Raw genomic sequence first — 22,435 nt, 5'->3', positions numbered from 1 at the left:
ACCAACGTCGATAGGATTTAAAACGGTCGTTTGCTTCTAGCCATGTCTCATGATAGGCATAATAGCGGCAAAGGGTCACCCCCTGCGATGGTGCAGGGCGCAAGGGTACCCGGCGTGGCCCTGCACGGCCGGGGATTGTTGATCCGGACCGGCCATGGCACATTGGGGGCGTTTTTCGCTGCAGCGCCTATCAAACGCTTGCATGAAACGCATAAGGGTATGCCAGCCGGTTCCAAGGAGGCGTGTGTCCCGCCCGCTCGTTCGGGTGGTCGAGGCCGCTTCTTCCATCACCAGGTTCCCAGAGTGAACCAAGCGAGGACACTATGAAGGTACTCGTCGCGGTCAAACGCGTCATCGACTACAACGTCAAGATCCGGGTCAAGCCGGATAACTCCGACGTCGACCTCACCAACGTCAAGATGGCCATGAACCCCTTCTGCGAAATCGCCGTGGAAGAGGCCGTGCGCCTGAAGGAGAAGGGCGTCGCCACCGAGGTCATCGTGGCCACCGTCGGCCCCAAGGCCGCCCAGGAGCAGCTGCGTACCGCGCTGGCGCTGGGTGCCGATCGTGCCGTGCACGTCGAGACCGATGAGCGCGTCGAGTCGCTGGGCGCGGCCAAGGCGCTGGCCAAGATCGTCGAGGAAGAGCAGCCGGGACTGGTGATCCTCGGCAAGCAGGCCATCGACACCGACAACAACCAGACCGGCCAGATGCTGGCGGCGCTGACCGGGCTGCCCCAGGGCACCTTCGCCTCCGAGGTGGTCATCGAGAACGACACCGCCAAGGTGACCCGCGAGGTCGACGGCGGCCTGCAGACGGTGTCGCTGACCCTGCCGGCCATCGTCACCACCGACCTGCGCCTGAACGAGCCGCGCTACGCCAAGCTGCCCGACATCATGAAGGCCAAGAAGAAGCCGATGGACGTCAAGACCCCGGCGGATCTCGGCATCGAGGTGGCCTCGAAGGTCAAGCTGGTCAAGGTCGAGCCGCCGGCCGAGCGCCAGGGCGGCGTCAAGGTGGGCTCCGTGGATGAGCTCGTGGACAAACTCAAGAACGAAGCCAAGGTGATCTCATGAGCATTCTCGTCCTGGCCGAACACCATGACGGCGCCCTGGCCGGCGCTACCGCCCACGTGGTCGCCGCGGCCCAGCAGATCGGTGGCGACATCGACGTGCTGGTGGCCGGCGAGAACGTCGGCGCCATCGCCGAGGCCGCCGCCCAGCTCGACGGCGTCAGCCGCGTGCGCGTGGCCGACCACGCCGCCTACGCCCATCAGCTCGCCGAGCCCATGGGCGCGCTGCTGGCCGAGCTCGCCGACGACTACAGCCATGTGCTGGCGGTGGGCTCCACCACCGGCAAGAACGTGCTGCCGCGCCTCGCCGCGCTGAAGGACGTGGCGCAGCTCTCCGAGATCATCGCGGTGGAGAGCGCCGACACCTTCAAACGGCCGATCTACGCCGGCAACGCCATCGCCACCGTGCAGAGCGACGACGCCCTGAAGGTGATCACCGTGCGTGCCACCGCCTTCGACGCGGTCGCCGAGGGTGGCAGCGCCGCCATCGAAGCGGTGGACTTCGTGGCCGACAACGCCCAGTCCAGCTTCGTCGGCGAGGAGCTGGCGCAGAGCGACCGCCCCGAGCTGGGCGCGGCCAAGGTGGTCGTCTCCGGCGGGCGCGGCATGGGCAACGGCGAGAACTTCAAGCTGCTCGACGGCATCGCCGACAAGCTCGGCGCGGCCATCGGCGCCTCACGCGCCGCGGTGGACGCCGGCTTCGTGCCCAACGACATGCAGGTCGGCCAGACCGGCAAGATCGTCGCCCCGGAGCTCTATATCGCCGTGGGCATCAGCGGGGCCATCCAGCACCTGGCGGGCATGAAGGACTCCAAGGTGATCGTCGCCATCAACAAGGACGAGGAGGCGCCGATCTTCCAGGTCGCCGATTACGGCCTGGTCGGCGACCTGTTCGACGTCCTGCCGGAGCTCGAGCAGAAGCTGTAGGGAAGATCGCTTCCAGGTCGCGCTCTCGACCGTCACCGGCCTGGTGGGCGACCCGTTCGACGTCCTGCCGGAGTTCGAGCAGAAGCTATAAAACGACTTCGCTCGTCCCATCAAGGCCGGCCCCCTGTGGGCCGGCCTTGTCGTATGTCGACACTATCCGGTAGCAGCTCCTTGATTAACGTCCTCTATAAAAGAGATAACGAGAACTATTAGCAACAAGTGTGCTTCTCTGCCATTCTTGGGGGTGAATCGGGGCGAGGGCCCCACGGACACCCGCAAGGAGGAAGCATCATGCCGCATACCCTTCCTGATCTTCCCTATGCCTACGACGCCCTGGAGCCGTACGTCGATGCGCTGACCATGGAGATTCACCACTCCCGTCACCATCAGACCTACGTCAACAACCTCAACGCCGCCCTCGAGGGCACCGGCCTTGAGGAAGTGCACGTCGAGGAGCTGATCGCTAACCTCGACCACGTTCCGGACAGCCATCGCCAGGCCGTGATCAACAACGGCGGGGGGCACGCCAACCACTCCATGTTCTGGCAGATGATGTCGCCCGACGGCGGTGGCCAGCCAAAGGGCCAGGTCGCCGAGGCCATCGAGAGCGAACTGGGCGGCTTCGACGCCTTCAAGGAGGCCTTCACCAAGGCGGCGCTGGGCCGCTTCGGCAGCGGCTGGGCCTGGCTGAGCGTCACGCCCGAGGGCACTCTTAAGGTTGAGAACACCCTCAACCAGGACAGCCCGATCATGGAGGGCCGCTGGCCCGTGCTGGGCCTGGACGTCTGGGAGCACGCCTACTACCTGAAGTACCAGAACAAGCGTCCGGACTACGTGGCGGCCTTCTTCAACGTTATCGACTGGTCAGACGTCGAGCGTCGCTACCAGAACGCCACCGGCTAGGCTCGTCAGCCGAGACAGGCTGAGCGAGTCACCAGTCTGGCCGGCTGGATCCGAGCGAGAGCCGCGCCTTCATGAGGCGCGGCTCTCTTCGTTGCGGCGTCGGTGTCCTCAGCGCCGCGCGGGTGCGGCCTGCAGCCCCCACATGAAGTAGGCGCCGCCGAGCAGCGAGGCGACGAGCCCCGCGGGGATCTCCTCGGGGAACAGCAGCTGGCGACCCAGGCCATCGGCCAGCACCATCAGCAGGGCGCCGGTCAGCGCCGCCCCGGCCAGGTGCACCCGGGCCCGGGTGAAGCCCAGCAGGCGCGCCATGTGGGGTGCCAGCAGGCCGACGAAGGAGAGCGGCCCCACCACCAGGGTGGCCCCGGCGGTAAGCAGCGCCACCATCAGCAGCAGCACCAGTCGCGAGCGCGCCAGGGGCAGCCCCAGGGCCGTGGCGGTGGCACCGCCGATCGGCAGGATGTCCAGCCAGCGGGCCAGCGGCGCGGCGACCAGGGCCAGCAGCAGGGACGCGGCGGCCACCACCAGGGCGCTGGTCGGGTCGACGTAGTAGGTGGAGCCGGAGAGCCAGGCGATGACCTGCTGGCCGCGGGGGTCGCCCCCGGCGAGCACCACGCCCTTGACCGCCTCGAACAGCGCGGTGATCGCCACGCCGGTCAGCAGCAGCCGTTCCGGCTGGAAGCCGCTGGCGCGGTTGAGTCCCACCAGCACCGCCAGGCTGGCCAGCGCCCCCAGGGTGCCGGCGGCTACCAGGGTCAGGTTGCCGGGGGCGGGCAGCAGGAAGATGGCGCCCATCAGGGCGATGGCGCTGCCGCCGCTGATGCCCAGCACCTCGGGGCTGGCCATGGGGTTGGCGGTCAGGCGCTGGATCAGGGTGCCGGCGATGGCGAGCATGATCCCGCAGCCGGCGGCGGCCAGTGCCCGGGGGGCGCGCCACTGCAGCAGCGTCCAGTCGGTGGGCGAGGCCCACCGCCAGCCGTCGGGCCCCTGACCGGCCAGCACCGCTACCATGCCCACGCCCAGCATGGCGATGGCGAGCCCACCGGCCAGCCGCCCGGGCGCCGGATGTCGCCGGCCCAGGACCCGGGCCTCGCGCGGGGGCGTCTCGCCGGTGAGGCGCAGTCGCGGAATCAGCCACAGCAGCAGCGGCGCGCCCAGCGCCGCGGTGGTGGCACCGGTGGGAATCAGGGTCGGCAGGTGGCCCGAGACGTGCTGCAGCGCCAGGTCGGTGGCGGCCAGCAGCAGCGCGCCGAGCAGTGTCGACCATAGCAGTCGAGTCCCCAGGCGCCGTGCGCCGGCCAGGCGCACGATGTTCGGCGCGGCCAGGCCGATGAAGCCGACGATGCCCACGACGCTGACCACGCAGCCGGTGAGAAAGACCGCGAGTCCCAGGCCGGCGAGGCGCAGATGCTTGAGCGAGACGCCGAGGCTACGAGCACCCGCCTCGTCGAGGGCGAGGACCGCCAGGGGGCGCAGCAGCAGCCAGGCGAGCAGGCCGCCGATCGCCAGGCGCGGCGCCAGGAAGGCGACGTCCTGCCAGCCGTTCTGGGCCAGCGACCCGGCCCCCCAGATCAGCAGCCCCTTGAGCTCCTCCTGATGGAAGAGCAGCAGCACCATGGAGAGCGCCCCGAAGTAGAGGTTGACCACCAGCCCGCCGAGTACCACCACGACCGGCGCCAGGCCGCGTCGCCAGGCCAGGGCGAACACCAGGCCCATGGCCAGGCCGCCGCCGGCCAGCGCTACCCACTCTCGCCCCAGCCCCAGCAGGCCCGGGGCCATCAGCGAGGCGGCCATCAGCGCCAGGTTGGCGCCGCTGGCCACGCCCAGGGTGGTGGGCGCGGCCAGCGGGTTGCGCAGCACCTGCTGCATCAGCACCCCGGCGAGCGCCAGGCCGCCGCCTGCGAGCAGCGCCATGGCGAGTCGCGGCCACCAGGCGTAGTGCAGCACCAGGCTCGTGGCGGCCTCGGCCGCCGCCGCGGGATCAATCATCGCCGCCAGTCCCGCCCCCAGGCCGGGGCCGTCGAGCAGGTGGCCAAGGGCGAGGACCAGCACGCCGAGGGCCAGCGGCAGGCAGAGGCGCCCCGGGGTCAGCAGGGGGCGCCAGGGACGTCGGGAGGCGAGGGCGTCAGGCGGCATCGTCGGACTCCAGGGCGTTCACCAGCTGTTCGGCGAAACGCTCGGCCGAGGGCAGGGCGCCGAAGCTCCAGATCGGCGGCAGCACGATGGGCGTCCCACGGCTCGCCTCGACCAGGTGGCCCCAGAGGCCGCCGTCGTCCAGGCGCTCGCGGACCCCGGCGGGGTAGGGCTCCACCACGACCAGGCGGGCGTCGAGGCCGGCCAGCGCCTCGATGCCCACCAGCGAGAAGCCCCAGGCGTTGGTGGAGCCGGTCCAGGCGTTGTCGAGCCCCAGCCGATCGAGCACCGCCTGGTAGAGTCCGTTGTCGCCGAAGACCCGCACGTGGCGGCGATCCATGAACTGCACGACCAGCAGCGGCGGGGGCGTGTCGCCGAGGCGCCGGCGCAGGGCCTCGAGCCGGGCCTCGGTCTCCTCGATCAGGCGAGTGGCCGCCGCGGGGCGCTCGATCATCTCGCCGAGTACGCGGGTCAGTTCGCGCATCTCCGTCCAGGTGTCGCGCCCGGGGCGATAGAGTGGCAGGGACGCGACCGGGGCGATGCGCTCGAGACGCGGCGTCAGGTTGGCGAACATCGGTGAGATCAGGATGCGCTCCGGCGCCAGGCTCGCCAGCCGCTCGAGGTTGGGCTGGCTGCGCAGCCCCAGGTCGCTCGTCGAGGCAGGCAGGGCGGGCTCGCCCACCCAGGCATGGTAGGCCTCGACCTGGGCGACGGCGGCAGGGGGCGCGCCGAGCGCGACCAGCGTCTCGGCCAGCGTCCAGTCGAGGGTGGCGAGGCGCGGCGGGCCGGTCGCGGCCGAGGCGGCGACGGCCGAGGCGGCCACGAGCGCGGTCAGCAGGACGACGAGCCAGCGCAGGCGGGGCGATCCGAGAAACACGGCGAGCTCCAGGGGCGGATGAGGCCGATCAGTGGGCGATGGCGACGCGGTGCTCGCCACAGGGGTGGGCCATGACGTGCATGGGGATGCCGTAGATGGCCTGCAGGGTGTCGCCGTTCATCATCTCCTCGGGCGTGCCCTTGGCCAGCAGCCGGCCGCCGTGCAGGGCCACCAGGCGGTCGCAGTAGCGCGACGCCATGTTGATGTCGTGAAGCACGATGATCACGCCGAGGCCCAGCTCCCGGCACAGCCGGCGGGTGAGGGCCAGCACCTCCACCTGGTGGGCGACGTCCAGCGCCGCCAGGGGCTCGTCGAGCAGCAGGAAACGGCTGCCCTGGGCGAGCAGCATGGCCAGCCAGACGCGCTGGCGCTCACCGCCGGAGAGGGTATCCACCTGGCGGTCGGCGAAGGGCGCGGTATGAGTCAGCGCCAGGGCCCGGTCGATGGCCGCCTCGTCGTCGCGTCCATGACGGCCCAGCAGGCCGCGCCAGGGGTAGCGGCCGAAGCTCACCAGCTCGCGGCCCGTGAGGTTGTCGGCGGCGGGCAGGTGCTGGGGCAGGTAGGCGACCCGCCGCGCGAAGGCGCGATGGCCCCAGCTCGTTAGCGGCTTGCCGTCCAGCCTGAGCTCGCCCCGGCTGGCGGCCTGCTGGCGGGCCAGCAGCTTGAGCAGGGTTGACTTGCCCGAGCCGTTGTGGCCGATCAGGCCGTGGATCCGGCCCTCCGCGAAGGCCAGGTCGAGGGGCTCGAGCAGGCACTGGCCGTTGACCTCGAAGGAGGCGGCGCGCGTTTCGATCATGGGAGGCTCCGCTCGCGGCAGGCCGCCCCTGGGGGCGGTGAGAGTTTGCGCAAAGCGTAATTCAAATAATAATACTTATCAATGCTATTGGTTGGTTCACACGCCGTCATGGCGTAGGCTTGGCCTCCCGTTTGCAAGGATCCTCTCGATGTCTTCCACCGCTTCCAGCTTCCAGGCCCTGGGGCGCCTGTTGCGCTATGCCCGTGGCTATCGGCGTCGCATCATCGCCGCCACGCTCTGCTCGATCCTCAACAAGCTCTTCGATATCGCCCCGGAGATCCTCATCGGCGTGGCCATCGACGTGGTTGTCAATCAGGAGGAGAGCTTCGTCGCCGGGCTGGGCTTCACCACCGCCGAGCAGCAGATCCTGGTGCTGGGCGCGCTGACCTTCTTCATCTGGGCCGGCGAGTCGCTGTTCGAATACCTCTTCCAGGTCCTGTGGCGCAACTTGGCCCAGCGCCTGCAGGCCGACCTGCGGCAGGACGCCTACGAGCACGCTCAGCGCCTGGACATGGGCTTCTTCGAGTCGAGGAGCTCGGGGCAGCTGGTCGCGACCATGAACGACGACGTCAACCAGCTCGAGCGCTTCCTCGACGGCGGCGCCAACGCCATGATCCAGGTCGGCGTCACTGTGGTGGCGGTGGGCGCGGTGTTCTTCGTGCTCTCGCCGCTGATCGCCCTGCTGGCCTTCACGCCGATCCCGCTGATCATCTGGGGCGCCTTCTATTTCCAGCGCCAGGCCGGGCCGCTCTATGCCGATGTTCGCGAGCGGGTGGGTGAGCTCTCGAGTCGCCTGGCCAACAACCTGGCCGGCATCGCCACCATCAAGAGCTTCACCGCCGAGGCCCGCGAGGCCGAGCGTCTCAGGGCCGCCAGCGAGGCCTACGTGGAGGCCAATCGACGGGCGATTCGCTTGAGCTCGGCCTTCATCCCGGTGATCCGCATGGCGATCCTCGCCGGCTTCCTGGCGACCTTCACCGTGGGTGGCATGATGGCGCTCTCCGGCGAGCTCAACGTGGGCGCCTACGGCGTGCTGGTGTTCCTCACCCAGCGGCTGCTCTGGCCGCTCACCGGCCTGGCCCAGGTGATCGATCTCTTCGAGCGGGCCATGGCCAGCACGAGGCGCATCCTCGACCTTCTGGCCACGCCCATGCGGGTGCGCGACGAGGCCAGCGGGGCGCTGGTCGCGCCGGTTCGCGGTGCGGTGCGCTTCGAGGACGTGAGCTTCCGGTACGAAGGGGGCGCCGGGGTCCAGGGCATCGACCTGGCGGTGCCGGCGGGGCACACCCTGGCCCTGGTCGGGGCCACCGGCTCCGGCAAGTCGACGCTGATCAAGCTGCTGCTGCGCTTCCATGACCCGGCCGCGGGACGGGTGCTGATCGACGACCAGCCGATCCGCGAGGTCTCCCTGGCCTCGCTGCGCGGCGCCATCGGGCTGGTCAGCCAGGACGTCTACCTGTTCGAGGGCTCGGTGCGCGACAACATCGCCTACGGCAAGCCGGACGCCCCCGAGGACGAGATCGTCGCGGCGGCGCGTACCGCCGAGGCCTGGGACTTCATTGAGGCGCTGCCCCAGGGGCTCGATACCGCGGTGGGGGAGCGCGGCGTGCGCCTCTCCGGCGGCCAGCGCCAGCGCCTGTCGCTGGCCCGGGCGCTGCTCAAGGACCCGCCGGTGTTGGTGTTGGACGAGGCCACCAGTGCCGTGGACAACGAGACCGAGGCGGCCATCCAGCGCTCGCTCACGCGCATCGGCCATGGCCGCACCGTGATCATGATCGCCCACCGGCTCTCGACCATCGTGCATGCCGACGAGATTGCCGTCGTCGAGGCCGGGCGCGTGGTCGAGCGGGGCAGCCACGCCGAACTGCTCGCCCGGGAGGGCCGCTACGCCGCCCAGTGGCGGGTGCAGACCGGTGAGGTCGAGGCGGCGACCCCGACGCTGGACTGACGCTAGCCTCTTGATGTTCTACCAGGCGGCGGCCGGAGGGCCGCCGCCGCCATGTCGACCGGCCGGCGCATGACTCGCCCCATAAGAAGAAGTTCCCGCTCGGGTTGTTGTTATTAATGCGAGTCATTATCATGCGCGTTCCCGTGCATAAGACCCAGAGGCTTGCTTCCCCATGTTCCCATCCGCTTCTCACCGCGTCGGGGTCGATCCCCTCGCCGCGGCCGTGCGCCGCGCCCTCGGACTCGCCACCCTCGGCAGCCTCATGCTGGGCTCGCCCGCCCTGCTGGCCCAGACGGCCGAGCCCGCCACGACGCTCGAGACGGTCACCGTCGAGGCCGAGGCGCTGTCGCTCGTCACCGAGGGCGCCGACGACTATCGGGTGGCCCAGACCGGCACCGCGACACGGCTCGACCTGACGCCTCGCGAGACACCGCAGGCCGTCTCCACGGTGACCCGCGCCCAGATCGAGGATTTCCGCCTCGACGCCATCAACGACGTCCTGGAGAGCACGCCGGGCGTCACGGTAGAGCGGCTGGAGACCGACCGGACCTACTACACCTCGCGCGGCTTCGAGATCTCGAACTTCCAGGTCGACGGGCTGCGGGTGCCGATGCCCTACAACAACGTCCACGGCGACATGGATACCGCCCTCTATGACCGCATCGAGGTGGTGCGCGGAGCCACCGGGCTGATGTCCGGTTCGGGCAACCCGGCGGCCACCGTCAACCTCATCCGCAAGCGGCCCACCGCCACGCCCCAGGCCTCGGTGTCGACCACCCTCGGCAGCTGGGATCATCGTCGCCTGGAACTCGACGTCTCAGGCCCCCTCGACGACGAGGGTCGGGTGCGCGGCCGCCTGGTCGCCGTGGGGCAGGACGGCGACGCCTACCTGGATCGGCTGCACCGTGAGCGCGGCCTGCTCTACGGCGTACTGGAAGCGGACCTGACGGACAGCACCCAGCTGGCGCTGGGGCACACCTGGCAGCAGAACGATAGCGACGGCAACATGTGGGGGGCGCTGCCGCTCTACGACGCGGCCGGCAACCCCACAGACTACGTCGTCTCGACCACCTCGGCGCCGGACTGGTCCTACTGGGACGTGGAGACGCAGCGCAGCTTCGTCGAACTGAGCCAGCGACTCTCCGATGACTGGTCGCTCAAGGGCACGCTGACGCATCTGGACATGGTCTCCGATACCCAGCTGTTCTATCTCTACGGCACACCGAATGCCGACACCGGCGGCATCACCGACGACCAGCTGACCCTCAGCCAGTACGACCGCCACCTCGAGCAGTGGATCGCCGACGTTCACGCCAAGGGCGACGTCGAGGCGTTCGGGCGTCGCCATCAGCTGGTGCTGGGCACGGACTGGAGCCAGAGCCGCAACCAGCAGACGTCGCGCTACCCCACGGCGAGCTTCGATGCGGGCGGCCAGGGACTGCCGCCGCTGGACGACTGGAACGGCGACTACCCCGAGCCCGATGCCTGGGCGGCGTTCCCATCCACCGTGGGCGATGCCACCGTCAAGGAGCGCAGCGTCTACGGGGCCGGCAAGCTGGACCTGGCGGATCGCTGGACGCTGGTCACCGGCGCCCGGGTGAGCTGGCTGGATACCGTGGGCGAGCAGTACGGCAGCTCCCAGGACACCAGCCTCGACAACGAGCTGACGCCCTATGCCGGCTTGATCTACGACCTGACCGACCGGGCCTCGCTCTACGCCAGCTATACCGAGATCTTCAATCCGCAGACCGAAATGGACCGCAGCGGCCAGTATCTCGACCCGATCGAGGGGGCCAGCTATGAGCTGGGGCTGAAGGCCGATGTCTTCGACGGCGGCGCCGACGCCGCCCTGGCCCTGTTTCGCACCGAGCAGGACAACGTGGCCCAGCCGGACGGTCGGGTGAACGGGCGCGAGGCCTACAAGGCGGCCGACGGCATCACCAGCGAAGGCGTCGAGGTGACCCTCGCCGGCGAGCTGGCGCCGGGCTGGCAGGCCAGTGCCGGCTACACCTACCTGGAGGTCGAGGACGCCGAGGGCGAGACCACCAACACCTATATCCCGCGCCACCTGGTGCGCGCCACCACCAGTTACCGGCCGGCCGCCCTGGCCGCGCTCAAGGTCGGCGCCCGGCTGCGCTGGCAGGACGATATCGAGCGCGAGCGTGACTTCGACGACGGCAAGACCCGCCAGGACGCCTATGCGCTGGTCGACCTGATGGCCAGCTACGACTTCAGCGACAATCTCACCGGCTCGCTCAACGTCAACAACGTCACCGACGAGACGTACCTGACCAGCCTGAAGTGGGATCAGGGCTTCTACGGTGCTCCGCGCCACGTCATGGCCAACCTGACCTGGACCTACTGAGGCAGCGATTCTCAACCAGGCCAACCTGGGCCCATTCCGGCGACGGGGTGGGCCCTTGTCGTTTCTGAGGGAGGGATCGGCGCAGCCGTGCTCGTTGGAGCGATCGTTTAGGTCTCACCCATCGGACCTGCCCAGGTTCTCGAGGGGCGTTCGCCGAGGCTCTTCCGTATGCCAGGGCTTGTCGGGCATGAAAACACCGGCAGCCCGAGGGCTGCCGGAAACCGTGACCAGGCGGGCGTCGAGGATCAGAAGGCGTAGCTGAGCGTCGCCTTCACGCTGCGCTCGGCGCCGAAGTAGCAGAAGTCGAGGTCGCTGCAGCCGGCGACGTACTCCTCGTCGAGCAGGTTGCTGACGTTGAGCCGCGCGGAGACGCCCTCGAGGCCCGCCTTCGCCAGGTCGTAACCCAGGGTGGCATCGACCAGCGTGTAGTCGGGGACCTTCTCGGTATTGGCCTCGTCGGCGTAGATGTCGGCGTAGTAGCGCACCCCGAGCCCCGCCTCCAGGCCGGCGAGCGCGCCCTTCTGGAAGGCGTACTGCCCCCACAGCGAGGCCTGGTGGCGCGGCACCCAGTTGTCGGTGTTGCCCTCGTTGTCGTCGCCGGTCGCCTCGAGGGTGACGTCGGTGTAGCTGTAGCCGGCCTGCAGGCGCAGGTTGTCGGTCAGCTGGGTATGGGCCTCCAGCTCGACGCCTTGGGACTCGATCTCGCCGGTGGCGCGGAAGAAGGACTCGCTGGCGCGCTTGGTGGCCAGGTTCTCCTGGGTGATATGGAAGAGCGCCAGGCTGTAGCGGTCCCGGGTGCCCGGCGGCTGGTACTTCAGGCCCGTCTCCACCTGCTCGCCCTGGGAGGGCGCGATCAGGTCGCCGTTCCGGTCGACGGCGGAATTCGGGCTGAACGAGGTGGTGTAGGTGGCGTAGGGGGCGATGCCGTTGTCGAACAGGTAGAGGGCGCCGGCGCGGCCGCTGAACTGGGTATCGTCGAGGGCGCTCTCGATGCCGCTGTCGCGGTCGGTGTTGCTGATCGTCACCCAGTCGTGGCGCCCACCCAGGTTCAACCGCCAGTGGCCGAGGGCGAGCTGGTCCTGGAGGTAGACGCCGGTCTGCTCGAGCTCCCTCTTCTTGCGCACATCCGGATAGAAGGCGCTGGGCTCGGCCCCGTACTCGGGGGCGAAGGCATCGATGGCGGGAAAGGCCCCGGAGCCCCAGAGCACGTCGTTGTCGCGCTGCTGGTAATCGACGCCGGCCAGCAGGGTGTGCTCTGCGGCGCCGGTGGTGAGGCGGGCCTCGAGCTGGTTGTCCAGCGCCAGGGCCTCGAGCGACTCGTCGCCGCTGGAGTAGTAGCGGTTGAGTTCGCTGTCGTTGGCCCAGCCGAAGGCATAGACCTGCTCGAGCTCGACGTCGGATTCGGTGAAGCGCAGCGTCTGGCGGCCGGTCAGGGCGTCGTTGAAGCGATGCTCCAGCTCGTAGCCCAGCATGGTCTGCTCGCGCTCGAACGCGTCGAAGTCCTCCTCGCCCTCGAAGAAGGTATTGGAGACGCGACGCCCGGCATGATCGACCGCCGTGCCCGCGAAGGGCAGCCCCGAGTGATAGCCGCCTTCCGGGTCCTTGTGCAGGTAGGCGTGCAGGGTGAGGCTGGTGGCGTCGGTGACGTCCCAGCTCAGCTGGGGAGCGAAGGCATAGCGTTCCTCCTCTACCGGGCCGAACTGGGTGTCGGCGGCCCGCGCCAGGCCGGTCAGGCGGAAGGCGACGCGACGCTTGTCGTCCAACGGCCCGGTCAGGTCGAAGGCGGCGCTGCGCTGGGCGTTGTTGCCGCCGCCGAGGCGCAGCTCGCCGCTGCGCTCGAACTCGGGGCGCTTGCTGGTCTGGGCCACCAGGCCGCCGGGAGAGGCCCGGCCGTAGAGCACCGACGCCGGGCCCTTGACCACCTCGATCCGCTCGAGGAACCAGGGATCGATGACCAGCGAGCTGAAGGAGCCGCCGTCGCTCATCACCTTGAGGCCATCGAGGAAGGTATTGCTGACGCTGCCGTCGGTGAAGCCGCGCAGCACCAGGTAGTCGTAACGGTTGGAAGCACCGACCTGGTTGGTGTAGACGCCCGGCGTGTAGTCGGCGGCGCGCTGTACGGTCTCGGCGCCCCGGGCCTCCCACTCCTCGTTCTCGACGACCGAGATCGACTGGGGGGTCTCGTTGAAGGGTGTCTCGGTCTTGGTCGCCGCCTGGGCGGTGACGGTCAGGGTGGAGAGCCGTTCGGCCTCTTCGGCGTGGGCCGCCAGGGCGATGCCGGCGGCGGCGAGTGACACCGCCAGCGCCAGCGGACGTGGAGTCGACATGCAGAATATCCTTTCTGAGATCGTATGGCTTTAGTTAATGAGAATTATTACCTTTTGCTTGCCCTGAAGGGTATGTCGAATGCTCACACGCCTATGCGGGGTGCTCAGGTCGCCGATAGCAGGGAACTCGGCGGGTAGCCGAAGTGGCGGCGGAAGGCGGTCGTGAAGTTGCTGGCGTGGCGATAGCCCGAGAAGTGGGCGGCCTGCTGGACGCTGAAGCGACGCTCCAGGTAGTCGTGGGCCAGGGCCAGCCGGCATTCGCGGCGGTAGTCGAAGACGCTGCGGCCGAAGGCCGCCTGGAACTTGCGACGCAGGCTGGCGGGACTCATGGCGGCGAGTTCGGCCAGGGTCGCCAGGCGATGCTCACCGGCGGGATCACGACGGAGGGCGTCGCGGACCCGCTCTAGGCGTCGACGCTCCTGGGGAGCCAGCCGGGCCAAACGAGACGCCGGCGAGGCATCGATGCCGCCGCCATGGGCCAGCAGCTGCAGGCTCAGTCCCTCGAGCAGCAGACGCTGGGCGGCCCCTTCCAGCGAGCCGGCGAGCGCCTGTTCGAGGCCCTGGCTCAGCGGCTCGGGTAATCGCCAGGCCTGTAGCCGGGAGGCATCGGCTATCGACGGTCGCATCCCGAGCCGGGCCAGGCACGTCTCGTCGAGGCCAAGGGTCAGGGCCCGCAGGCGTTGGCCGGCTGCTTGGCAAGCGGTGAGGCCCCGCTGGCGCTCGAGCCTCACGCTCAATGCCATGCCGGGCGAGAGGCGCAGCGGTGGCTCATCGCCCAGGGCCACCTCGGCCCGTCCCTCCAGCATGACCACGATCGACAGAGGCGAGGCCACCCGTGAGCGGGAGTCGTAGCGATGGATCACCTCCACGTCGGAGGCGACCAGCTGCATGCCCGGGCGCGGCGAGAACTCCCGCACCACGCCGCGCACTACCGGGACCTCGGCCTGGATCGACAGGCCCGGCACCCGATAGTCGAGGCCGTAGCGCCGGCCATAGGCGTGCAGATCCCGAGGCGTATGGGGGCGCACCTGCGCGCGTTGCGAGCTCATGCGCTCGCCGTCGCTACCCGCTTGCCCTTCGCCGCCTTGGCGCCGCGCCGACATTCCAGCGGGCAGTTGGCGCAGTAGCCCAGCTCATCGATCAGGTAGCGGATGCAGCACAGTCGGCGGATGCGCGAGGGAGCCTGTGGCGCCTCGGGCGTGACGTAGCGTACTGGCCGATACAGCGGGTTGCGCCGCCCGTCGGCCAGGGTCCGGCTCTCCATCAGCGCCTGGGCGGGCTCGCCCACGTCCGGCCCGGCCATGGGGTGCTGGGCGAGGGCGCCGGTGAAGTGCTCGACGTAGTTGCCGGCATTGCTCCAGAACACCTTGGGCGAGGCGCCGCTCGCCGAGGCCAAGGCCTCGACCAGCGGCATCAGATGATCGTCGAGCAGGGTGGTGAAGCGCGAGAGGGCGCCCAGCTCGCTCAGTGGACGTCCGGCGTGACGGAGCTCGAGGCCGCTGGTCTGGCCATCGGCGTCCTGCACCAGGTGCAGGTCATGAAACCCCAGCGGAAGGTCGCGCTCGAGCAGCAGATTGGCCGCCAGGCCATGGGCCGCGAGCGCGCTGAAGTGCCACTTGGACCAGAGCGAGGCCACCGCTCGGCGGTCGCCGTGGCCATACCGGGTAGCGAAGCGGTCGATCAGCTCGGCGAGGTAGGCCGGCTCGAGCAGGGTGCGGGCGGGCAGGGTGTCGGGGCCGGGTGTCGGCGCGACTCGGGGGGGCGACAGGCCCTCCAGGGGACCGATGTAGAGCGTCGACAGCGCTTGGGTCATGGGGCCTCCGCCGGGGATGTCGATGCCGAATGATAAATAAAATGGGAATCGTTATCAAATGGGCATGTAAGGATCAGAGCGTGGCCTCCAGCTGCGCCCGGCACCGCTCGATGGCCTGGGTCACGTAGCGCCCGGCCATGCGTTCGGAGACGCCGAGGCGACGGCCGATCTCCGCCTGGGTCAGCCCCTCGAGTCGGTGCCAGGTCAGCGCCTGGCGCAGGCGGGGTGGCAGGGCGTCCATGGCCTCGCGCAGGCGCAGCTGGCAGAGGCGGCGCTCGGTGGCCTCCTCGGGGCAGGGGCGTGGACAGGCCAGGCACAGCGCGGGGTCGTCCAGGGGCTGGCTGGTGGGACGCGAGCAGCGGCGTCGGTGATGGTCGATGACCAGGTTGCGGGCCATGCGAAACAGATAGGCCCGGGGCTCCTCGAGCCGGCCGGGCTCGGGGTGCTGGCCGAGGCGCAGGAAGACGTCCTGGCAGAGGTCCTCGGCCAGATGGGGGCACGGCAGCTGGCGCCGCAGGTAGCCAGCGAGGTCCGTGGCGTGACGCTGGAAGAGGGCAGCGAGATCGGGGTGGGCCGTCATGTGAGCTCCGTCCTGGGAACCGTAGCGTTGCGTTTCATGATCATGAGGTGCGCTAGCACCCTTGGCGAGCCAGGCGCGGCTCGGTTGACGACGCCTGGCCCGCGGCTCGTGTCAGGCCAGGGCGGCCTCGGACGCCCGGGGCCCGGTCGGGGTCGGCCGATAGGCGGCGATGGGGTTGACCAGGGTGCCGGCGAACTGGAGGTTCTTCGCCGGGTCGGCCAGGTCGATCATCTGCTGGTGATCGTTGAGCTGCAGCCGGTTCAGGCAGGAGCGGGTGAACTCCGCCGCGAAGAGATCGTGGCGGGCGAACTGCTCCGCGAACTCGGGGTGGTCGCGCTGGTAGTCCAGCACGCAGCCGGCCACGCGCTCCCAGAAGGCTTCTTCGGTGATGTCGTCCTGTTCGACGAGGATCGCCGCCATGAAGCGCAGGAAGCAGTCGAAGACGTCGGTGAAGATCGACAGCACCTTGAGCGGCTCGGGTACCGCCACGCTGATCCGCGCGACCTCCTCGGGCAGCTCGACCTCGGTGTTCATGATGCCGATCTCCTCGGCGATGTCCTTCATGATGGCCTTCACCGGCACGCCGTCCTCGAGCTGCAGGATCAGGTTCTCGCCGTGGGGCATGAACACCAGGTCGTAGGCGTAGAAGCAGTGCAGCAGCGGCCGGAAGTAGACCCGCAGGTAGCGCTCCAGCCAGTCGCCGGTGGCGAGCCCCGAGGCCTGGATGAGCCGCGGCAGCAGCGCCCGCTCGCCCTCGTCGACGTGGAGCAGCGCGGCCATGGTCATCAGCCGCTGGCCGTCCCGCTGGTGGTGCATCGGGCTCTCCCGCCACAGGCAGGCGAGCATCTTCTTGTAGGCGCTGTAGCGGTCGAAGGCCGGCTCGATGGCGTCGCGGCGAAAGCCGATGGCGGCCTCCTCGCGCAGCACCGTGAAGCCCAGGGCACAGAGCTCCGGGTCGTCGTCGACCAGCCGCTTGATCCAGTCGTTGATGGCCGGGGTGGCGCGCATGTAGTGGGGCGAGAGGCCGCGCATGAAGCCCATGTTGAGAATCGACAGTGCCGTCTTCACGTAGCGCCGGCTCGGCTGGCTGACGTTGAACCAGGTGCGGATCGACTGCTGGGCACGATACTGATCAACGCCGTAGCCCAGGCAGACGATGCGCCCCCGCGCCACCTCACCGGCGAAGGTGATGGCCAGCTTGTGGAACCACTGCCAGGGGTGGGCCGGCATCAGCAGGTAGTCGTCGGGATCGAGCCCCCGGGCGGCGAGCCGGCGCTGGAAGTCGGCAAGCGTCGCCTCACCCAGCTCCTCGCGCAGCAGGCCCGCGTAGTCCAGGCCCTCGATGGCGCTGAAGTGGGCGTCCTCGCGGTGCACGGCGAGCCACACCAGGGTGACGGGCGCGGCCGCCTCCGGGGCATAGGCGTGATAGTCCACCGCATCGAAGCCCAGGCGGCCGTTGTTGGCCACGAACACCGGGTGGCCCTCGGTCATGGCGGCCTCCAGGGTCTGGAAGTCGGCCTCGACCAGGCCATCGGCGTCCGGGCGGGTGCCGGCGAGCTTGTAGGCGCCGCCGAACAGGGTGCTGGCGACCTCCTCCAGGTAGACCGGCAGCATGGCCTCGCCGATGCCCAGTGGGTCGCGGAACTCGAGGATGAACGCCTGGGCGTCCAGGTCGGCCGGCGCGCCCTCGACGCGCCGCTCAAGCGAGCCAAGGTCGATGGCCCAGTGGTCCAGCGCCAGCCGGCGGGCGCGGAAGCGATACTCGACGCGGCCCCCCGGCGCGGCCAGGCGATAGGTACCGACGTCCGCGTCACCTTCCAGGCACTCGGGGGCCAGCAGCTTCTCGTGGCTGAACTCGGCGATGGCCTTGCGCACCAGCCAGCGGTTGGCCCGGGCCCAGAGAGCGGGGGTCAGGTGCGCGGCGGCCCGGGCCGGGTCGGCGGCGAGTGCCGGGTCCAGGCGCGGGTTCTCGCCGCTCACCGCCGAGGCGAAGGCCGCACGGTCGCAGAAGGCCAGCTGGGCGGTCTTCTCGGGGAGCACGACCTCGCGGTCGTAGACGAAGCCGACTCGGCGGTTGAGGGGATGGATCTTGCGGTTGGTGACGTCCGGCTCGACGACGATCCGCCGGGTGGCGGGATCCTCGAACATGAAGGCCAGGATGGTGGTGATCACCTGCACGCTGAAGCCGGAACGGGGCGTGTCGGCCGGGGCCACCAGGAAGTGCATGCCGCGGTCGCCCTCGGCGACGTCATAGTGGTGGCCGATGGGGTCGTGGCGCGGGTCGTAGCACTCGACCAGGAAGGCCGGTTGACCGTCGAACAGCCCCAGGTAGCCCTGGGCGTGCTCGCACTCCTGGAGCTCGCGGTAGAACGCCAGGACGCGTTGTGGCGAGTGGCCCTGCATGCCCCAGAAGCGGGCGCGGGGGGCGCTGACCCAGGCGTGGATCAGTGCCAGGTCCTCGGGCAGCTGCAGTGGGCGCAGGCTGAAGGTGCCGAGCTCCTGGGCATGACGCGAGAAGCCGGCGCGGGTGGTCAGGGTCGGTTGGAAGAGGGTCATGGGTCAGGTCCTTGCAGAAGCGGAAGCGGAGGGCCGCGCGGGGCTCGCCTCGGCCCGGGCGAGCAGCAGGCGATGGGCCAGGGCGCAGGTGCCCAGGCCCAGGGCGGCGACGACAAAGGGGCTGGCGAGGCCCTGGGCGTCGACCAGGTGGCCGGCACCCCAGGAGGCGACGAGCACGCCGAGCCCCTGGAAGACGTGGATCTTGCTGAAGTCGCTGGCGTAGCGGTCGGGGGTGCTGAGCTGGAAGAGGCGCAGCTCCAGGCGCACGGTGACGCGGAACAGCGCCCAGCCGAACAGCAGCCGGCCGACCAGGAGGGCGGCGATCTCGCCGCTGGCCTGCAGCAGCAGGCCGGTGAGGCCGATGGCCAGGGGCACCAGGATGGCGTCGCCGGGGCGGCGGCGGCCCAGCAGGTCGAGGGCCAGCAGCGCTACGGCCACGGCGCCGGGGATGGCGAAGACCGCGCCGGCCAGCACCTCGCCGGCGAGCCCGGAGGCGCTCTCCCAGTAGCGGGCGAAGAAGGGCCGCGCCAGGGTGGCGCTGAAGGTGAACAGCAGCATCACCACGCCCAGGCGCAGGATGGCGCCGCTGGTGCCCGACCCCGCCGGGGTGTCGGGCGTGGCGTGGGGGGCGCGAGCGCGGCGCAGCAGCAGGAGGCAGACCGCGATCTGCAGGGCATCGCTGAGCGCCATCACCCGGAACACCTGCCGGGCCTGCCAGTGCTCCAGCACCAGGCCGCCGATCACGGCGCCGAGGATGCCGCCGGCATGCACCACCACCGAGAGCACGCCGATCAGGGAGGCGTGGCGCGCCCGGGGCTCGTAGTGCATCAGGTAGGGATAGACCAGCAGGTAGCTCGCCTTGGCCACCAGCATGGTCAGCGACAGCCCCCAGAACCACGGCAGCGAGGTCACCACCGCGCAGGCGAGGCTGAGGCCGCCGGCCACGACCTGGGTGCCGATCAGCAGGCGCAGGGTGCCCAGCCGGCGCGCCAGGCGCGCCCAGCCGGGCAGGGCCAGCATCACCACCAGGCAGCACATGGCCAGGTAGAGACCGATGTGCGACGGATCGGTCACGCCGAAGCGCGCGGCGAAGAACTGCGGGTAGAAGGGCAGCAGCATGGCATCGCTGACCACCGCCACGGCGGTCACGGCCACCAGCCAGGGGGTCGGGCTCATGCCGGCTCCGCGTCCATCGGTTCGAAGACGGCCTCGCTGGGGGCGCCGAAGCGCTGGTAGGCGATCCGCTCCTCGACGGGGTAGATCTCCCGGCCGGTCAGGGCGCGGATGATGCAGGCGTTGCGGTAGGGGCCCATCCCCAGGTCCGGCGCCACCAGGCCATGGGTGTGAAGCTCGGCGTTCTGGACGAAGATCTCGCCGCGCCCGCCATCGATGTCGTAGAAGCGGCCCACGGCGAAGCGGCCGGCGTCGTCGAAGGCGATCCGCGGGGTGAGGGGCGCCAGGAAGTCGGGCATATGGTAGCGGTAGCCGGTGGCCATGATCAGCGCCGGGGTGCGGTGGCGGAAGTGACGCTGCTGCTCGGCGTGCCACAGGGTCAGGTCGTACTCGCCGCGCGCGACATCGAAGCGGCAGGTCTCGAGGCTCACGTTGGTGAGCAGCTCGGAGCGCACCTCGCCGCCGAGCTCCTTGGCGTAGCGCAGGTCGTAGATGGCGTCGATCAGCTCCAGGTTGATGCCCTTGTAGAGGCTCTTCTGGCGCTGCATCAGCGCGTTGCGGGTGGCCTCGGGCAAGGCGTGGAAGTAGTCGATGTAGTCCGGCGAGGTCATCTCCAGGGTTAGCTTGCCGTACTCTAGCGGGAAGAAGCGCGGCGAGCGGGTGATCCAGTCGAGCCGGTAGCCGAAGCGGTCGATATCGGCGAGCAGGTCGTGGTAGATCTCGGCCGCGCTCTGGCCGCTGCCGACCAGGGTGATGGCCGACTGGCGCTGCAGCTCCTCCTTGTGCGCGAGGTACTCGCTGGCGTGCAGCGGGCGGGGCGCGACGTCGCGGCAGCCCTCCGGCAGGAAGGGCGTGGAGCCGGTGCCCAGCACCAGGTGCCGGGCCAGGTGATCCCTTGCCTCGCCGCTTCTGGTGTCGCGGCAGCTCACCCGGTAGACGCCTCGGGCGGCGTCGTGCTCGACCCGGGTCACCTCGGTGCCGAAGCGCAGGGTATCGAGCTGCGCCACCGCCCACTGGCAGTAGCGGTTGTACTCGTTGCGCAGCAGGAAGAAGTTCTCGCGGATGTAGAAGTTGTAGAGCCGGCCCTGCTGCTTCAGGTAGTTGAGCACGCTGAAGCGGCTCGTGGGGTCGGCCATGGTGACCAGGTCCGACAGGAAGGGGGTCTGCAGGGTGGCCTCCTCGAGGAGCATGCCGGGGTGCCAGTCGAAGCCGTCGCGACGCTCGAGGAAGAGCCCGTCGAGCTCCTCGATGGGGTCGGTCAGGCAGGCGAGGCCCAGGTTGAAGGGCCCGAGGCCGATGGCGATGAAGTCGTGGACGTGAACGTCGTGAAGGGACTGTGTCATGGTCGTGTCTCGCTGGAATCAGGAAACGGCGGCGCGGGTCGGAACTTGCGATTGGGTCTGGGCCTCGCACCAGTCGCGGCCGTGGTGGACGATGCGCTCGACGATGGCGGTGAGGTCGTCGAGGCGGGTATCCGGGTTGAGCAGGGTGAACTTGAGGTAGCGCCGGCCGCCGACCCGGGTGGCGGCGATCACCGCCTCGCCGTGGCGCGACAGGGCCGAACGGACATGGGCGTTGAGGTCGTCGAGGGCGGCATCGGTGAGGCCGGCCGGGCGGTAGCGGAATACGAGGGTGCTCATGGGCGGGTCGAGCAGGACCTCGAAGTCCGGGTGGCGGGCCAGTTCGGCGTGGGCCTCGCCGGCCAGGTCGATGACCCGCTCGAACATCTCGCCCAGGGCGTCGGCGCCCATGATGCGCAGGGTCAGCCACAGCTTGAGGGCGTCGAAGCGCTTGGTGGTCTGCAGGCTCTTGTTGACCTGGTCCGGGGTGCCGGCCTCGGCCTGGCACAGCGGGTTGAGGTAGTCGGCGTGATAGGTGACATGGCGCAGGTCGCTGCGACGGCGCACCAGGAAGGCGCTGCAGCTCACCGGCTGGAAGAAGGTCTTGTGGTAGTCGATGGTCACCGAGTCGGCCTGCTCGATGCCGGCCAGGCGATGACGATAGCGCCGCGAGCACAACAGGCCCCCGCCGAAGGCGGCATCCACGTGTAGCCAGATGCCATGCTGCTGGCACAGCGCGGCAATCTCCTCGAGGGGGTCGATGCTGCCAAAGTCGGTGGTCCCCGCGGTGGCCACCACGGCGATGGGGATCAGGTCCATCGCCACGCACTCTTCCAGGCGGGCCTTGAGGACCGCGGGATCCAGGCGGTAGTGGGCGTCGCAGGCCACCGGCATCACCGCCTGGTAGCCGAGCCCGAGGATCGCCGCGGACTTCTGCAGGCTGAAGTGGCTGACCTCGGAACCGAGGATGCGCAGGCGGCGGTAGTCCGCCGGCAGGCCCTCGTGCTTGTTGCCGCCGTGATCGTCCAGGGAGGCGCCGTGGTGGTCACGGGCGATCATCAGCGCCATCAGGTTCGATTGGGTGCCGCCGCTGGTGAAGACGCCGTCGGCGTCCTGGCCCAGGCCGATGCGGCTGGCCGTCCAGTCGATCAGCGACTGCTCGATGTAGGTGCCGCCGGCGCTTTGGTCGAAGGTGTCCAGCGAGGAGTTGATCGGCGAGAGGATGGTCTCGGCGAGGATGCCGGGCAGCACGATCGGGCAGTTGAGATGCGCCACGTAGCGGGGATGATGGAAGTAGACGGCGTCATCCAGGTAGACCCGCTCCAGCTCCTCCAGCGCCGGGCGCAGTTCGCCGAGGGGCGCGTCGAGGTCGATGGCCGCGATGAGCGCGCGGAGTTCCTCGGGGCGCGCGCCGCTGAAGGGTCGCTCCACGCTCCCCACCTTGCGCCGTACCAGATCGACGCAGCGGGTCGCCTGCTGCCAGTAGGCCTCGGCATGACGGGCATTGAAGAGAGCAGGAGCGTGGCGGGTGGGCCGCCCACAGGTACCGTCCGGCTGTATCATGGTGTCTCCGACCAGTCAGGGAATTTATTGATAATCATTATCGATTAATGGGCTTGCTCTGATCA

The 22,435-nt window shown here is 69.5% G+C and carries 16 protein-coding genes; 5 read left to right on the top strand and 11 right to left on the bottom strand.

Translation table 11 applies throughout. From position 1 onward, the window contains the following. Positions 1–323: 323 nt before the first annotated feature. From ACGTNG_RS12990 to ACGTNG_RS12980, 3 genes are all read left to right on the top strand, one after another. A complete protein-coding gene (locus tag ACGTNG_RS12990) occupies positions 324–1,076 on the top strand; it encodes an electron transfer flavoprotein subunit beta/FixA family protein (protein ID WP_394577482.1) in 753 nt (250 codons plus the stop codon). Continuing rightward, a complete protein-coding gene (locus ACGTNG_RS12985) occupies positions 1,073–1,999 on the top strand; it encodes an electron transfer flavoprotein subunit alpha/FixB family protein (protein ID WP_394577481.1) in 927 nt (308 codons plus the stop codon). The genes ACGTNG_RS12990 and ACGTNG_RS12985 overlap by 4 nt, the downstream gene beginning before the upstream one ends. A gap of 291 nt (positions 2,000–2,290) precedes the next feature. Further along, positions 2,291–2,902, top strand: a complete 612-nt coding sequence (locus ACGTNG_RS12980) for a superoxide dismutase (protein ID WP_394577480.1) — start codon at positions 2,291–2,293, stop codon at positions 2,900–2,902. A gap of 108 nt (positions 2,903–3,010) precedes the next feature. Here the strand turns inward: ACGTNG_RS12980 and fhuB are convergent, their stop codons facing one another. Genes fhuB through ACGTNG_RS12965 form a run of 3 tightly spaced genes read right to left on the bottom strand, consistent with a single transcriptional unit; the run spans position 3,011 to position 6,705 of the window. Then, positions 3,011–5,035 (bottom strand): Fe(3+)-hydroxamate ABC transporter permease FhuB, encoded by a 2,025-nt coding sequence (gene fhuB / locus ACGTNG_RS12975; protein ID WP_394577479.1) that lies wholly within the window; start codon positions 5,033–5,035, stop codon positions 3,011–3,013. Next, positions 5,025–5,909 (bottom strand): iron-siderophore ABC transporter substrate-binding protein, encoded by an 885-nt coding sequence (locus ACGTNG_RS12970; RefSeq protein ID WP_394577478.1) that lies wholly within the window; start codon positions 5,907–5,909, stop codon positions 5,025–5,027. The genes fhuB and ACGTNG_RS12970 overlap by 11 nt, the downstream gene beginning before the upstream one ends. A gap of 28 nt (positions 5,910–5,937) precedes the next feature. Beyond that, positions 5,938–6,705: an ATP-binding cassette domain-containing protein gene (locus tag ACGTNG_RS12965; protein WP_394577476.1), complete on the bottom strand. Its 768-nt coding sequence runs from the start codon at positions 6,703–6,705 to the stop codon at positions 5,938–5,940. A 148-nt stretch (positions 6,706–6,853) separates the two neighbouring features. Here ACGTNG_RS12965 and ACGTNG_RS12960 point away from each other — a divergent pair, with 148 nt between their 5' ends. Beyond that, entirely contained in the window at positions 6,854–8,653 is a 1,800-nt protein-coding gene (locus ACGTNG_RS12960) for an ABC transporter ATP-binding protein (RefSeq protein WP_394577475.1), read from the top strand. 172 nt (positions 8,654–8,825) lie between these two features. Further along, positions 8,826–11,018, top strand: a complete 2,193-nt coding sequence (locus ACGTNG_RS12955; RefSeq protein ID WP_394577474.1) for a TonB-dependent siderophore receptor — start codon at positions 8,826–8,828, stop codon at positions 11,016–11,018. Between the two features lie 245 nt (positions 11,019–11,263). Here ACGTNG_RS12955 and ACGTNG_RS12950 read toward each other — a convergent pair whose 3' ends face one another. The 8 genes from ACGTNG_RS12950 to ACGTNG_RS12915 form a co-directional block, all read right to left on the bottom strand. Continuing rightward, entirely contained in the window at positions 11,264–13,345 is a 2,082-nt protein-coding gene (locus ACGTNG_RS12950; protein ID WP_394577473.1) for a TonB-dependent siderophore receptor, read from the bottom strand. A 104-nt stretch (positions 13,346–13,449) separates the two neighbouring features. Then, on the bottom strand, positions 13,450–14,394 hold the full coding sequence (locus ACGTNG_RS12945) for a helix-turn-helix transcriptional regulator (RefSeq protein ID WP_394577472.1): 945 nt from the start codon (positions 14,392–14,394) through the stop codon (positions 13,450–13,452). Continuing rightward, positions 14,391–15,158 (bottom strand): siderophore-iron reductase FhuF, encoded by a 768-nt coding sequence (fhuF, locus tag ACGTNG_RS12940; protein WP_394577471.1) that lies wholly within the window; start codon positions 15,156–15,158, stop codon positions 14,391–14,393. Before fhuF ends, ACGTNG_RS12945 begins: the two co-directional genes overlap by 4 nt. A gap of 73 nt (positions 15,159–15,231) precedes the next feature. Then, on the bottom strand, positions 15,232–15,738 hold the full coding sequence (locus ACGTNG_RS12935) for an RNA polymerase sigma factor (RefSeq protein ID WP_394577470.1): 507 nt from the start codon (positions 15,736–15,738) through the stop codon (positions 15,232–15,234). Between the two features lie 111 nt (positions 15,739–15,849). After that, positions 15,850–18,294 (bottom strand): GNAT family N-acetyltransferase, encoded by a 2,445-nt coding sequence (locus tag ACGTNG_RS12930; protein ID WP_394577469.1) that lies wholly within the window; start codon positions 18,292–18,294, stop codon positions 15,850–15,852. A 3-nt stretch (positions 18,295–18,297) separates the two neighbouring features. After that, a complete protein-coding gene (locus tag ACGTNG_RS12925) occupies positions 18,298–19,470 on the bottom strand; it encodes an MFS transporter (protein ID WP_394577468.1) in 1,173 nt (390 codons plus the stop codon). Beyond that, on the bottom strand, positions 19,467–20,810 hold the full coding sequence (locus ACGTNG_RS12920; RefSeq protein WP_394577467.1) for a lysine N(6)-hydroxylase/L-ornithine N(5)-oxygenase family protein: 1,344 nt from the start codon (positions 20,808–20,810) through the stop codon (positions 19,467–19,469). The genes ACGTNG_RS12925 and ACGTNG_RS12920 overlap by 4 nt, the downstream gene beginning before the upstream one ends. 18 nt (positions 20,811–20,828) lie before the next feature. Continuing rightward, positions 20,829–22,370 carry a pyridoxal phosphate-dependent decarboxylase family protein gene (locus tag ACGTNG_RS12915; RefSeq protein ID WP_394577466.1) on the bottom strand — a complete coding sequence of 514 codons (1,542 nt, stop codon included), beginning with the start codon at positions 22,368–22,370 and terminating at the stop codon, positions 20,829–20,831. Positions 22,371–22,435: the final 65 nt, after the last annotated feature.

This window comes from Halomonas sp. B23F22_3 (genome assembly GCF_043496965.1).
Lineage (GTDB): Bacteria > Pseudomonadota > Gammaproteobacteria > Pseudomonadales > Halomonadaceae > Halomonas.
The sequence above is the reverse complement of the archived record's forward strand: the minus strand, read 5'-3'. Positions and strand labels throughout refer to the sequence as shown.